Below are 14,036 nucleotides of genomic sequence, written 5' to 3'. Positions count from 1 at the left end.
TTTTATCCGACGCTTTGCACCTGCGACGCGTTCCGCCGACGAACGGGAGGAGCAGATGGCCCGGCGCTTGCCGTCCCAGCCACCCAACCTTCCCGGCTTCTCGTATGTCCGCGTGCTCGGTTCGGGTGGCTTTGCCGACGTCTTCCTCTATGAGCAGAACCTTCCGCGACGCCAGGTCGCCGTGAAGGTGATGCTCGCCGAGGTCGTCACCAGCCAGGTGAAGCAGATGTTCCAGGCCGAGGCGAACCTCATGGCCCAGCTGAGCACGCATCCCTCGATCCTCACGGTGTACCAGGCGAGCGTGTCCTCCGATGGCCGGCCGTACCTGGTGATGGAGCTGTGCTCCGCGGCGATCGGGCAGCGCTACCGCGCAGAGCCGATGTCGGTGCCGGAGGTGCTCAGCACCGGGGTGCGGATCGCCAGTGCGGTCGAGACCGCCCACCGCGCCGGGGTGCTGCACCGCGATATCAAGCCGTCCAACATCCTGAGCACCGCATACGGGCATCCCGTGCTGAGCGACTTCGGCATCGCGGCGACGCTCAGCGAGGCGGATGTGACGGAGGCGATCGGCCTCTCCATCCCGTGGTCGGCGCCGGAGGTCCTGCTCGACGAGACGAGCGGGACGATCGCGAGCGAGGTGTGGTCGCTGGGTGCGACGATGTACTCGCTGCTGGCCGGCCGGTCCCCGTTCGAGGTGCCCGGCAAGGAGAACACGTCGGCCGAGCTCATCCAGCGCATCACCAAGGGCCGGCCGCTGCCGATCGGGCGGCCCGATGTCCCGCCGCGGCTGGAGCAGGTGCTGCTGCGCTCGCTGTCCCGGCGCCCCTCGCAGCGGCAGCGGAGCGCCCTCGACTTCATCCGTGAACTGCAGGCGGTGGAGAGCGAACTGGCCCTGCCGCAGACACCGATCGAGGTCGCGATGGACGACTGGGCGCTGGCCACGGCGGCCGACCCGGAGGATCGGACGCGCGTGAAGGGCGTCATCGCCATCGACCCGGGTGGAAAGCGCCGCCGGCGCAGGCCCACCGCTGTCGCGTCGACCGTCACGCGAGCGCCGACCCGGACCGTCATCCGTGAGAGCGGCAGCGCCCAGACACCGCAGCAGCAGCCGCCGCCGTCGCGCGTGTCGCGGGCGCTCGTGCTGTCCTTGATCGCGTGCGCTGCGCTCGTCGTCGTGCTCGCCGTCACCGCGACGGTGGTGCTCGTGCGCGCCGGCGCGAGCGACGACATCCCGACCGTCCGCGACCTCAGCGGCCGTATCACCGGAAGCACGATCGTGTTCACCTGGAGCGATCCGGGCCTGCATCAGGGCGACAGCTACCAGGTGACGGTGGACGACCAGCCGCCGAGCCTGCAGCACGCGACCGAGTTCCGGGTGGATGCGAAGCCCGGTGAGACCGTGTGCGTCACGGTCACGGTGAACCGCAGCGGCAAGAGCGGGACGCCGAGCGGACAGAAGTGCGTCGAGAGGGCAGGCGGGACGTGAGCCGCCTCGGCGTCATCGGCTCGTGGCTCGCCGCGCACAAGTCCCTCGCGGCCACGGCCGTGAGCGGGACGGCGGTGGCCACCCTGGTGGCCACGCTCGCCGTCGTCTCCGGGGGCTACAGCGCGCAGCACCTGCAGTTGAACGACGCCGCGGTGTGGGTGTCGAGCGATGCGAAGAAGTCGCTCGGGCGGGCGAACACCGAGATCGACAAGCTGAACACGGTCGTGGCCGGCACCGGAGAGGCGCTCGACGTCGTCCAGGACGGCACCGACGTGCTGCTGGTCGACCGCGAGGCGAACACGATCGCGGTCGTCGACCCGGCCAAGGCGGAGGCGGGCAAGTCGGTGGCTCTGCCGCCGCGATCGCCGCAGGTCTCGCTGGCGGGCGGCCATGTCGCCCTCCTGTCGCAGGTGACCGGCCAGGTGTGGCTCACCAACGTCGGCCAGCTCGACGAGTTCAACTCCGGCTCCGCCCCCACGATCGATCTGGGCGGCCGGGCGGTGGCGGCGATGGATCCCTCCGGGGTCCTGTTCGCCTATCAGCCCGCGAGTCGGTCGCTCGTGCGGGTCGATCTCGAGGCTGCGGCGCCGTCCACGACCACCCAGACGGTCGCGACCCGCGGCGACGGCGCGAACGTCGCGCTCACCACCGTCGGCGGGCACTGGGCGCTCCTCGATCCGGACGAGCGCACGGTCTGGGTGGACGGTCGCGCCATCGACCTGGCTTCCGTCCTCCCGGCCGGGTCGGATGCGGTGCTCCAGCAGCCGTCGGCGGCAGGGAACGCGGTCTGGATCGCCACCTCGACGGGATTGGTGCGCGTCCCGCTCGACGGCGGGAAGCCGACACGGGCGGTGACGCAGAGCGGCTCCCGTCCGGGCGGTGCCCCGGCGGCACCGGTGACCGTCGCCGGGTGCACCTACGCGGCCTGGAACGACGGCACCGCCTGGCGGTCGTGCTCGGCAGCGGGAGCGGGGGACCGGTCGACGGTGAAGGACGTCCCGTCCGGCGCCACCCTGGCGTTCCGCACGAACGGCGACCGGGTGGTGCTCAACGACGGGCGTTCCGGCGTCTCCTGGGCGGTGCAGAGCGGCAATGCGCGCATCGACAACTGGGATGAGCTGGTCTCCAGGAAGTCCACCAAAGAGCTGGTCGACCAGACCAAGCAGGACACTGCGCCGCAGTTCGAGAAGCAGGAACAGCCTCCCGTCGCGGTGGACGACGCCTTCGGGGCCCGGCCGGGCAGGGTCACCCCGTTGCCGGTTCTCCTCAACGACTACGACCCGAACGGCGACGTCCTGACCATCGACTCGTTCACCGCCGTGCCCGCGGCGCAAGGCACGATCGAGCTGACCAACGCGGACCAGCAGCTGCAGATCTCGCTGCCAGAGACCGCGACCGGCACGATCGGGTTCGACTACACGATCTCCGATGGCCGCGGTGGAACGGCGACCGCGCATGTCGTCGTGAGCGTGCGGACACCGCTGGAGAACAGCCCGCCGGTCTGCGTCCGGACCGCCAAGGCGGTCGTGCAGACCGGCGGGAGGGTCACCGCGCCGGTCCTGGGCGATTGCTACGACCCCGACGGCGACTCCTTCTACCTCGCAGCCGCCTCCGTCCCGGCGCCCGACCAGGTCACCTTCACCCCGCAGGGTCAGATCGCCTACTCCGATCACGGCGACGGATCCGGGGTGAAGGATGTGGCGCTCTCGCTGTCCGACGGCCGGGCCGATTCTGCGGGTCTCCTCGCCGTCACCGTCCGGCCGCCCGGTCAGGTCCCGATCATCGCCGACCCGTTCGCGGTGGTCGCGTACCAGGGGCAAGAGGTGACCGTCGCGCCGCTCGACCATGTGCGCGGGGGCAACGGGACCGTCCGGCTGAGCACGGTGCCGACCAAGGCCGACGCGACCATCACACCCGACTACCAGGGCGGCACCTTCCGCTTCACGTCGGATCAGGCCGGGACGCACAACATCGAGTACTCGGTGACCGACGGCGTCATCACGGCGACAGGAGTGGTCCGCGTCGAGGTCAAGGCGCCGCCGGGTGCGAAGACCACACCGATCGCCGTGCCGCACACGGCATTCATCCGGGAGCAGTCGACCCAGGACGTGGATGTCCTGTCGACCGACATCGACCCGTCCGGCGGAGTGCTGCTGGTCACCGGTGCGACGGAGCCGGGGCCGGCGGCCGGCGTCCGCATCCAGGTGCTCCAGCAGCGCACCCTGCGCGTCACTCTCAGCCGGCCGCTGGAGGGCCCCGTCGACTTCCACTACCGGCTCAGCAACGGCCTCGCCGACACGGTCGGCACCGTCACGATCGTCCAGCTGCCGCCGCTGACCGTGCACCAGCCGCCGATCGCCGCTCCCGACTCGGTCTCCGTCCGCGTCGACGACGTGGTCGACATCCCGGTGCTCGCCAACGACGTGCAGCCGGACGGCGACAAGCTCACGCTCGACCCGACGCTCGCGACGCCACTGCCGAGCGGCGCCGGCCTGCTCTTCGCCAGCGGCGATCACCTGCGCTACCTCGCCCCCGCCAAGCCCGGAAACTACACCGCCGCATACAAGGTGTACGGCGCCGACGGCCAGTGGGCGACGGCCGAGGTCTCCATCGCCGTGCGCGAGCGGGATGCGGCCACGAACAACCCGCCCGTCCCGAAGACCGTGACGGCGCGCGTCCTCGCCGGTGACACGGCGCGGATCACCATCCCGCTCTCCGGCATCGATCCGGACGGCGACTCCGTCCAGTTCATCGGCCAGGAGACCAACCCGCAGAAGGGCGCGGTGGTCGCCTCCGGCCCCGACTGGATGGACTTTCAGGCAGGCGACTACGCGGCAGGCACCGACACGTTCACCTACGCCGTGGTGGATGCGCTCGGCGCACGGGCGACGGGCACCGTGCGGGTCGGCATCGCGGCCCGCGTGGAGGGCGCCCGCAATCCCGTCGCTGTCGAGGACGACGTGACGGCGCGTCCCGGCCGGACCCTCCTGGTGCAGGTGCTGGCGAACGACAGCGACCCGGACGGCAGCCCGCTCAGCGTGACGGCCATCACCTCGCTCGACGGCAAGGCCAAGGCGAAGATCACCGGGAACCTGGTGACGGTGACCGCGCCGAAGACCGAGGGCGCCTACGGGTTCCTCTACACCATCCAGAACGAGCGCGGCGGGACCAGCCAGGCATTCCTCCGGCTCACCGTGGATGCGAAGGCGCCGCCGGCGCGTCCCATCGTCTCCGACACGACTCTGGGGCTCTCGGACATCCTGGGCAAGGATCGCGTCGACGTGAATGTCCTGGCCAACGTCTTCTTCGCCGACGGGCCGGTCTCCACCCTCAAGCTCTCGCTGGTTCCCGGCTACACGAACGACGCGCAGGTGACGGCAGCAAAGCGACTCCGGATCGCGATCGGGTCGAAGAGCCAGATCGTGCCGTTCCGCGTTGCGAACCCCGAGGATCCCTCCGTCATGGCCTACGGGTTCGTGCACGTTCCCGGGTATGACGACGCTTTGCCGCAGCTCAAGCGAGGCGCTCCCAAGCTGACGGTGGTGAGCGAGAAGACGCTCACCATCCACCTCAACGACTACATCGTCGCAGTGGGCGGCCGGAAGGTGCGCCTCACGGACGCGGCGACCGTCCGGGCGACGCACGCCAACGGCGACGACCTGGTCGCCGGAAGCGACACCCTCCAGTTCACCTCCTCGCCTCGGTACTTCGGGCCGGCCTCCATCTCGTTCCAGGTGACCGACGGGTCCAGCGCGACGGATCCGAACGGCAACGTGGCCACGATCGTGCTGCCCATCGACGTGACTCCGCGCGAGAACCAGCCGCCGGTGTTCACCGGAGCCCTGATCGACTTCGAGCCGGGCCAGACCAAGACGGTCGATCTCACGAAGGTGACGACGTATCCCTACGTCAAGGACCAGGGCGAGCTCGTCTACTCCGTCCAGGAACCGCGGCCCGCGGGGGTGAGCACGTCGCTCGACGGTCAGAAGCTGACCATCACGGTCGCATCCGGGACGGCGAAGGGATCGACCCCCTCCCTCTCGATCGGGGTGAAGGATGCGGTCAACACCGGTCAGGCCGGACGGATCGACATCCAGGTGGTGCCCTCGACGCGGCCACTGGCGAGTCCCCAGCCCGACCGGGTGATCGCGCCTCGCGGCCAGACGACGACCGTGGATGTGCTGGCGAACGACGGCGCCACGAACCCCTTCCCGGGCACGCCGCTCCGTGTCCTCGCGGTGCGCGGCCTCGGCACCGGGCTGCCCGACGGCGTGAGCATCACGCCCAACACCGACAACTCGCAGCTGCAGGTCGCCGTGTCGGCGACGGCGGCGCCCGCGGATGCGACCCTGCAATACGAGGTGGCCGACGCCACCGACGACCCCGACCGCTACACCTGGGGAACCGTCACGATCTCCGTGCAGGACCGCCCGGCGCCCGTGTCGAACGTGCAGATCGCCGCCATCGCCGACCGCAGCCTGACGGTGAGCTGGATCCCCGGCGCCTTCAACAACTCGCCGATCACCGGGTTCGAAGTCACGATGTCCTCGGCGGCGAGCGGAGCGGTGCTGTCGACGACGGAGTGCGCCACGACGACCTGCGCGGTCACGACGCCGGGCAACGGTCCCTCCGATGCCGTCACGCTGAGCGTGCGCGCGCGGAACGCGCTCGGGCTGTCCGACCCGACGGCGTACGCCGAGCCGGTGTGGTCCGACGTCATCCCGAACGCGCCCGTCGAGCTGTCGTCGCTGCCGCTCGATCACGGCCTGCGGATCTCGTGGTCGAAGCCGGCCGATGCCCCCGGGGCCAGCCCGATCACCTCCTATCTGGTCTCCGTCGGAGGCATCGCGAACTCTGTGCAGGCCCTGGCGTCCGATCCGGTGGGAACGACGTACTCCCTGAACGTGACCGCGGACGGCATCGCCAACGGCGTCGCCATCGCATTCACGGTGGCATCCCGGAACGACTTCTATCAGGGCCGGACGACGTGGAACCAGAGCCAGGGCAGTGGCGTGCCCGCGGGCGCGCCGACGACCACGGGCGTCGCGCCGGTCGCCACTCCGGACACGACCGATGGGACGAGTGCGACGCTGAGCTGGCCGAACGTCTTCGGAGACAACGGCAAGGCGATCACCGACTACTACGCGGGAGTCTTCCAGGGGCCGCGTGCGCCGGGCTGCTCGGTCAGCGGCGTAGGGACGGACAACCCGGTGGTTCACCCGGATCCGGGCCTGCAGGATGTGCAGGGCGGCAGCGTGACGTTCACCGGACTCAGCCCGAATCAGACCTACAACTTCATCGTCTACGCCTACAACGGCCAGGGCTGCACGCCTGCCGCCGTCGTCAGCGCGACTCCGCGGCAGTCGCCCGGCAGCGTGACCGGGATCGCCGTCAACCGGCGCGTGCAGAACGGCACGACGGTCGACTTCGAGGTCACCGTCTCCTACCGGTCGGGGGGCGGCGCGAATCCCACGTTCGACTACCAACTGCTCGACGGTGCGGCCGTGGTCGACAGCGGAACGCTGAAGGGCACCACGGGCATCCTGTCCGGCTCGGGCGGAAACCACTACGGCATGCCGTTGACCGTCAAGATCACGCGAGTCTGCGAGGGCTACCCGGACGGCTCGTCCCTGTGCACCGACCAGAGCGCCACCCAGGATCTCGGCGTCGCCGTGAACCTCTCGATCGGCGGCGCACGCTACGACGCCGCCACCCAGGTGTTCAGCTGGACCAGCTGGCCCACGGGCGCCTACGACGCTGTGACGTACAGCTGCGACGGCACGACCCAGCTGCCGATGCCGGCGGCAGGTCAGACCGCCACCTGCACCGCGCCGGCGAACGATCCGTCGCCCACGTTGACGGTCCGCGTCGTCTCGAAGCCCGACACGTACGCTGTCGACTACCCGGGATCGGCACTGCAATGACCGCGCGACGGCATACTGAGGTGAGCCGCATCCCGCGGCGCCCATCCCTTCCTCCGCGGACCCTGTGGCCGCGCCCCGAATCGAAAGAGGCCGGAGCATGACGATGACCCCCGAGCAGGCCGGCTGGTTCTCCGGAGTGTTCGAGCGGCTCGTCGGGAACATCGACCAGGTGCTCCTCGGCAAGACCCACGTGATCCGGCTGGCCCTGACCGCCTTGTTCAGCGAGGGCCACCTGCTGCTCGAGGACTTCCCGGGCACCGGCAAGACATCGCTCGCACGCGCCATCGCCGAGAGCGTCCGGGGGACGACCAACCGGGTCCAGTTCACCCCCGATCTGCTGCCGGGCGACATCACCGGCGTCAACATCTACGACCAGCGGACCGGCGCGTTCGAGTTCCATCGCGGACCGGTCTTCGCCAATATCGTCCTCGCCGACGAGATCAACCGAGCGAGCCCGAAGACGCAATCCGCGCTGCTCGAGGTGATGGAGGAGCAGCAGGTCACGGTCGACGGCGTCCGGCACTCGGTCGGCGCCCCGTTCATGGTCATCGCGACCCAGAACCCCATCGAGCAGGCCGGGACCTACCGGCTTCCGGAGGCGCAGCTGGACCGGTTCCTGATGAAGGCGTCGATCGGCTACCCGGACCACGAGGCGACGCTGCGCATCCTGGAGGGCTCCGAGCGCCGGGCGCACGAGGTCGTCGTACCGGAGGTCATCTCGGCCGGCACCGTCGTCGAGATGGCGACGATGGCGCGGAGTGTGCACGTCGATGCGACCATCAACGACTACATCTCGCGGCTGGTCGAGGCGAGCCGCGGCGCCGACGAGATCCGTCTCGGGGTGAGCGTGCGCGGCGCGCTGGCGCTGCTGCGCGCCGCGAAGACGCTGGCAGCCGCCTCCGGTCGCTACTACGTGACGCCGGACGACGTGAAGGCCCTGGCCGAGCCGGTGCTCGCCCATCGCCTGGTGCTCGACCCGGAGGCCGAGTTCGAGGGCGTCAGTGCGTCGAGCCTGGTCGGTCAGCTGCTGATCGAGACCCCGCCGCCGAGTGATCGGGTCGCTGTGTGACCACCGTCACCCGTGCGCAGACCGAGCTGACCAACGTACGCGCTCGCATCGTCGGCGAGCGCGACGGTTTCCTCGCGGATGCGATCGTGTGGGTCGTCCGGATGTCCGCGACCGCGGGCCGTGCCATCGCCACGGTCGCACGGCGGGTGGGCGCCGTGGTGACCGCCCTCGGCTGGTCGCTGCTGGCACTCACCGTTCTCGCCCTGACGGTGGGATACGTGTGGAGCTGGATCGAGGCGGTGGTCACGGGATGGACGGCGCTCGTCCTCCTGGTCGTCGGATCCGGCTACCTGATCGGCCGCACCGCGTACGACGTCGGGCTGTCCCTCCCCGCGAACCGGGTGGTCGTCGGCGACCGAGCGCCCGGTGAGGTCTCGATCCGCAACCCGCTGCGGCGGAGGCTCGCCGGTGTCCGGGTCGAGGTCCCGGTGGGTCACGGCCTGGCGGAGTTCGCCGCTCCCTCGCTCGCCGCGGGGGAGGAGCACTCCGACGTGTTCGTCGTGCCGACCTCCCGGCGCGGGATCGTGCCGATCGGCCCCGTGCGCACCGTCCGTGCCGATCCGATCGGGCTGCTGCGCCGCGAGGTCGTCTGGGCCGAGTCGCTGGACCTGTTCGTCCATCCGCGCACCATCGCCATCCCGAGCATGAGCACCGGCTTCGTGCGCGACCTCGAGGGCTCGCCGACCCGGGACCTCACGGCGAGCGACATCGCCTTCCACGCGCTGCGGGAGTACGTCCCCGGCGACGAGCGCCGCTACATCCACTGGAAGTCGACGGCGAAGACCGGCAGCTACATGGTGCGCCAGTTCGAAGAGACGCGCCGGAGCCATCTCCTGGTCGCGCTGAGCCTGTCGGCGGCTGACTACGCCACCGAGGAGGAGTTCGAGCTGGCCGTGAGCGTCACCGGCTCCCTCGGTGTCCGGGCGATGCTCGACTCGCGCACGGTCTCGGTGGTCGCCAGTGCCGAGACGCCCGACTTCGCCAAGCGGATGGTGTTCAGCGCCCGGCGGCTCAGCACCGTCAACCGCGGCCGGCTCCTGGACGACCTGGCCGGGGTCGAGACCGCCGACGCCGCGCTCCGTCTGACCGAGCTGGCGCGAGTCGCCTCCGACGACTCGGCCGGCGTTTCCATCGCGTTCCTCGTCTCCGGCTCGACGCCGACGGCCTCCCAGCTCCGTGCGGCTGCCGCGCACTTCCCGCTCGGAGTGGATGTCGTCGCCATCGTGTGCGACGAGGGCGCCATCCCGTCCCTCCGGCGGGTCTCGGACCTCAGCGTCCTGACCATCGGCTACCTGGACGACCTCCAGCACAGCCTGGCGAAACGGCTGGCGACCTGATGCCCGCCCGGCGCTCCTTCCGCATCCTCGTCGATGCCGTCTTCGCCCTGGCCGCCGTCGCCCTCGGCGCGTGGTCGTTCTGGCCGGTCTACCAGTCGAGCGCCTTCGTCGCGATGCTGGTCGTCACGCTGTTGACCGGCGCGGCCATCGGCGTCGTGGGATGGGCGTTCCGCCTCCCGAGCATCCTCATCGCAGCGCTCGTCGTGCTCGCCTACCTCGGTCTCGGGGTCCCGCTCGCCGTGCCCTCGGAGGCCGCCGGGGGCGGACTGCTGCCGACGGGTCCCGGCTTCCTCGACCTCGTGCAGGGAACCTGGCTGAGCTGGAAGCAGCTCGTCACGATCAGCGTGCCGGTCGGGTCGTACCAGGCGCTGCTGGTGCCCGCATTCCTGCTCACGCTGCTGGCCACGACGCTCACGGTGACCATCGCCCTGCGATCGTCGCGTCCGGAGCTCGCGGCCGTCCCTCCCGTCCTGCTCCTGGTCGCGGGCATCCTGCTCGGCCCGTCGTCCGGCTCCGTTCCGCTGGGGCTGCTGTTCGCCCTCTTCGCGGTGCTGCTCGCCTGGCTGATCCGCTTCCGCCTCCTGCGCAGGGCCGCATCCATCCGGTCGCTGCGCGAGCAGAGCGGGCTGCTGGTGGAGTCCAGGAGCGAGCGGCGCTCGACCGCGCTGCTGACCACGGCGGGGGCGACGGTCATGCTGGTCACCGCCGCGGCCGCTGGAATCGCGGCTGCCGCCATCCTCCCGCCGCAGGGGCAGCGGCAGGTGGTGCGGACGGCGGTCGAGCAGCCGTTCGATCCGCGAGACTACCCGAGCCCGCTGAGCGCGTTCCGCTCCTATCTCGAGCCGGGGAAGGCGGACGAGCCGATGCTCAGCGTCTCGGGGCTGCCGGCCGACCGCCGGCTGAGGATCGCGACGCTCGACACCTACGACGGCATCACCTACGCCGTCGGCAGCGGCGACACGACCAGCGCATCCGGTTCCTTCACCCGTGTCCCGTACCGCATGGATCAGAGCGGGACGCGAGGCACGCAGACCACCACGACCGTCGTCGTGCGCGACTACCGCGGCCCCTGGCTCCCGGGGAACGGCCAGCTCGAGCAGGTGGCGTTCGCCGGCCAGGACGGAAGCCGGCTCGCCGGCGCCTTCTACTACAACGACGTGACCGGGACAGGCGCGGTCACGACGGCCCTGCATACAGGCGACGCGTATACCGCGGAGTCGGTGGTGAAGCCGTTGCTGACCGCCGCCCAGCTGGAGAAGGTGCAGCCGGGGAGCGATACCGTGCCGCGTCCGACCGTCATCCCGGACGAACTGCAGTCCGTCCTGCAGAAGTACACGGCCGGCGCCTCGGGGGCGGGTGCGAAGCTCGCCGCGGCCCTGCGGGGCCTCGCCGAGAACGGCTACATCAGTCACGGGATCGGACCGGGCGAGCCGCCCAGCCGCTCCGGTCACGGCGCAGACCGCATCACCGAACTGCTCACGTCCGTGCCGATGCTCGGCGATCAGGAGCAGTACTCCGTCACCGCCGCGCTCATGGCGCGCCAGCTGGGCTTCCCGGCCCGGGTCGTGGTGGGGTTCGTGGCGCCGAAGGACGCGACGGGGCCCGCCGTGACCCTGGTCGGCGCGGACATCTCCGCCTGGATCGAGGTGCAGACGACCTCCGGCTGGGTGACCGTCGACCCCACCCCGCCTCTCCGCCCGGTCCCGCCGAAGCAGCCCGACCAGCCCACGGAGATCTCGCGGCCGCAGACGAACGTGCAGCCGCCGGTCGACGAGAACCCTCAGCGCAACGACGAGCCGCCGCAGGCGCAGGTCGACCCGTCGAACCAGCCGCAGCCGAACCCGGTGCTGGAGACCCTTCTCGCCGTGCTCATCATCGCAGGGTGGTCGCTGCTCGTCCTCGCGATCGTCGCTTCGCCGTTCCTGGCCGTGGTCGCCGCCAAATGGCGGCGACGCGTGCTGCGACGATCCGCGGCGACTGCGCGTGAGCGCATCGTCGGCGGCTGGCGGGAGTTCGCGGACGCGGCGGTCGATCACGGCTACGAACCACCCCCGGCAGCGACCCGGGTGGAGTTCGCCGACACCATCGGAGGTTCGCGGGCGCAGGCTCTCGCGAAGGTCGCAGACCGGGCGACGTTCAGCGGCATCGCACCGACGCCGGACGAGGCCGTAACGGTGTGGAAGGCGGTCGACGAGCTCCGGGCCCAGCTCGCCAAGCGCGACACGCGGTGGAAGAGACTGCTCGCTGCCGTCTCGCTGCGATCGCTCGGTTACCGTGGAAAGCAGGGCGGACGAAGGGGACGGGAACGATGAGCTGTCGCGTGTGCGGTTCCGAGCTGGCGGAGGGTACCCTCTTCTGCCCGCTCTGCGGGAGCTCCGTCACGGCCTCCCGGGTGCGTGCACCCGAGCTGGCCGACCCGCGCCCGTCCGACACCTCCATCCTGACCGACCGCTCGATCCTGGGCGACCGGCTCGCCGAACGGCCGCCGGCCCCTGCGATCGCGGGGCGTTTCCCGGACGGCGTCGAACTGGACGAGGACGGCCTGCCGCCCACGCAGGCCATGACCATCGTGTCGATGGAGCAGGCGCCGCGCGCGCATCCACCGGTCCACCGCTCCTACACCCTGAGCTTCTCGACCGGGGATGTGGTCGAGGTGTCCGGTTCCGGGCTCATCGGTCGCCGACCGATCACCCAGCCCGGGGAGCACGTCGACCAGGTGGTCGTCGTCTCCGATCCCGGCCGGAGCGTGTCCAAGACGCACCTCGAGTTCGGTCTGGAGGGCGACGAGCTGTGGATCTGCGACCGCTACTCCGGCAACGGAACGGTCGCGCATCCCCTCGGCGGCGTCGCCCGCCAGTGCGAGGCGGGGCGACGCTACCGGGTCACCCGCGGAACGCGCGTCGAGATCGGCGACCACTGGTTCGACGTCTCCTGACCGGCACGGCGCAGGAGGACGTCAGGCGAGGGCGTCAGGCGAGCGCGTCGGAGACGGGGATGACGTCCAAGCCGTGCGCGGAGGCCACGCCCTCATTGGTGACGCGGCCGTCGTGCACGTTGAGGCCGAGGGCGAGGGATGCGTCGGCACGCAGGGCCTCCTGCCAGCCGCGGTTCGCGATGGCCCGGGCGTACGGCAGGGTCGCGTTGGTCAGCGCGTAGGTGGAGGTGTGCGGGACAGCGCCCGGCATGTTCGCGACGCAGTAGAACAGCGACTGGTGCACCGTGAAGGTGGGGTCGGCGTGCGTGGTCGGGTGGGAGTCCTCGAAGCATCCGCCCTGGTCGACGGCGATGTCGACGAGGACGCTGCCCGGCTTCATCCGCGACACCATCTCATTGGTGACCAGTTTCGGCGCCTTCGCCCCGGGCACCAGGACGGAGCCGATCACGAGGTCCGAGGCGACGACGGCCTTGTCGATCTCGAAGCTGTTCGACGCGATCGTCTTGATGCGCCCGGCGTAGAGGGCATCGAGCTCGCGGAGGCGCTGGATGTTGGTGTCGAGCACCGTGACCTCGGCGCCGAGGCCGACCGCGACCGAGATCGCGTTCGTGCCGGCGACGCCGCCGCCGAGTACCGTGACGATGGCCGGATGGGTCCCGGGCACGCCCGGGACCAGGAGCCCCGGTCCGCCGTTCGGCTTCAGCATCGTGTTGGCGCCGACGATCGGCGCCAGGCGTCCGGCGACCTCGCTCATCGGGGCGAGCAGAGGCAGCGCGCGAGTCGGCAGTTGCACGGTCTCGTAGGCGATGGCCGTCACACCGCCGTCCATGAGCGCGCGGGTCAGCGCCTCGTCGGCGGCGAGGTGCAGGTAGGTGAATAGGACGAGCCCACGCCGGAAATAGCCGTACTCGCTCTCGATGGGCTCCTTCACCTTGAGGATGAGGTCGCCGGCCGCCCATGTGGACGCCGCATCCGGGAGGATGGTCGCCCCCGCGCCGGCGTACAGCTCATCCGGGATGGACGATCCGACGCCCGCGCTCGACTCGACGAAGACCTCGTGACCTGCGCCGACCAGGTCGTGCACGCCGGAGGGGGTGATCGCCACCCGGAACTCGTTGTTCTTGATCTCACGGGGGATCGCGACCTTCATGGGGCTCCTTCGCACTCGACGTGATGGTTCGCTCTCACCATAGCCGTCTTCACGGAGGATTTCGACTGAATTCTGGCGGACCCAATGCTGATTTCGCGCCCGGATGCCGCCTGCGCAGACGGTTTCCGTTGCGCC

Annotated in this window: 7 protein-coding genes; 6 read left to right on the top strand and 1 reads right to left on the bottom strand. The window is 70.6% G+C overall.

All coding sequences use genetic code 11. The features are described from left to right. The first annotated feature begins 55 nt into the window (after positions 1–55). The 6 genes from ACPYOG_RS00365 to ACPYOG_RS00340 all read left to right on the top strand — a co-directional run bounded on the left by ACPYOG_RS00365 (position 56) and on the right by ACPYOG_RS00340 (position 12,751). Complete coding sequence (locus tag ACPYOG_RS00365; protein WP_481292287.1) at positions 56–1,486, top strand: serine/threonine-protein kinase; 1,431 nt, start codon at positions 56–58, stop codon at positions 1,484–1,486. Then, positions 1,483–7,410: an Ig-like domain-containing protein gene (locus ACPYOG_RS00360; protein ID WP_481292286.1), complete on the top strand. Its 5,928-nt coding sequence runs from the start codon at positions 1,483–1,485 to the stop codon at positions 7,408–7,410. Before ACPYOG_RS00365 ends, ACPYOG_RS00360 begins: the two co-directional genes overlap by 4 nt. 97 nt (positions 7,411–7,507) lie before the next feature. Beyond that, positions 7,508–8,479, top strand: a complete 972-nt coding sequence (locus ACPYOG_RS00355) for an AAA family ATPase (protein ID WP_481292285.1) — start codon at positions 7,508–7,510, stop codon at positions 8,477–8,479. Further along, positions 8,476–9,816 (top strand): DUF58 domain-containing protein, encoded by a 1,341-nt coding sequence (locus ACPYOG_RS00350; RefSeq protein ID WP_481292284.1) that lies wholly within the window; start codon positions 8,476–8,478, stop codon positions 9,814–9,816. Before ACPYOG_RS00355 ends, ACPYOG_RS00350 begins: the two co-directional genes overlap by 4 nt. Next, entirely contained in the window at positions 9,816–12,128 is a 2,313-nt protein-coding gene (locus ACPYOG_RS00345) for a transglutaminase-like domain-containing protein (protein WP_481292283.1), read from the top strand. Before ACPYOG_RS00350 ends, ACPYOG_RS00345 begins: the two co-directional genes overlap by 1 nt. After that, the gene (locus ACPYOG_RS00340; protein ID WP_481292282.1) at positions 12,125–12,751 is read left to right on the top strand and encodes a hypothetical protein; all 627 of its coding nucleotides are present in this window, start codon (positions 12,125–12,127) and stop codon (positions 12,749–12,751) included. Before ACPYOG_RS00345 ends, ACPYOG_RS00340 begins: the two co-directional genes overlap by 4 nt. A gap of 34 nt (positions 12,752–12,785) precedes the next feature. On the opposite strand, the gene ald is transcribed toward ACPYOG_RS00340, so the two are convergent. Beyond that, positions 12,786–13,901, bottom strand: coding sequence for an alanine dehydrogenase (gene ald, locus ACPYOG_RS00335; RefSeq protein WP_481292281.1), 1,116 nt, complete (start codon positions 13,899–13,901; stop codon positions 12,786–12,788). Positions 13,902–14,036 lie beyond the last annotated feature (135 nt).

This window comes from Leifsonia sp. HAY1-4F, from assembly GCF_056755275.1.
Note: the sequence above shows the minus strand (reverse complement) of the source record. Positions and strands in the feature narration are given on the sequence as shown.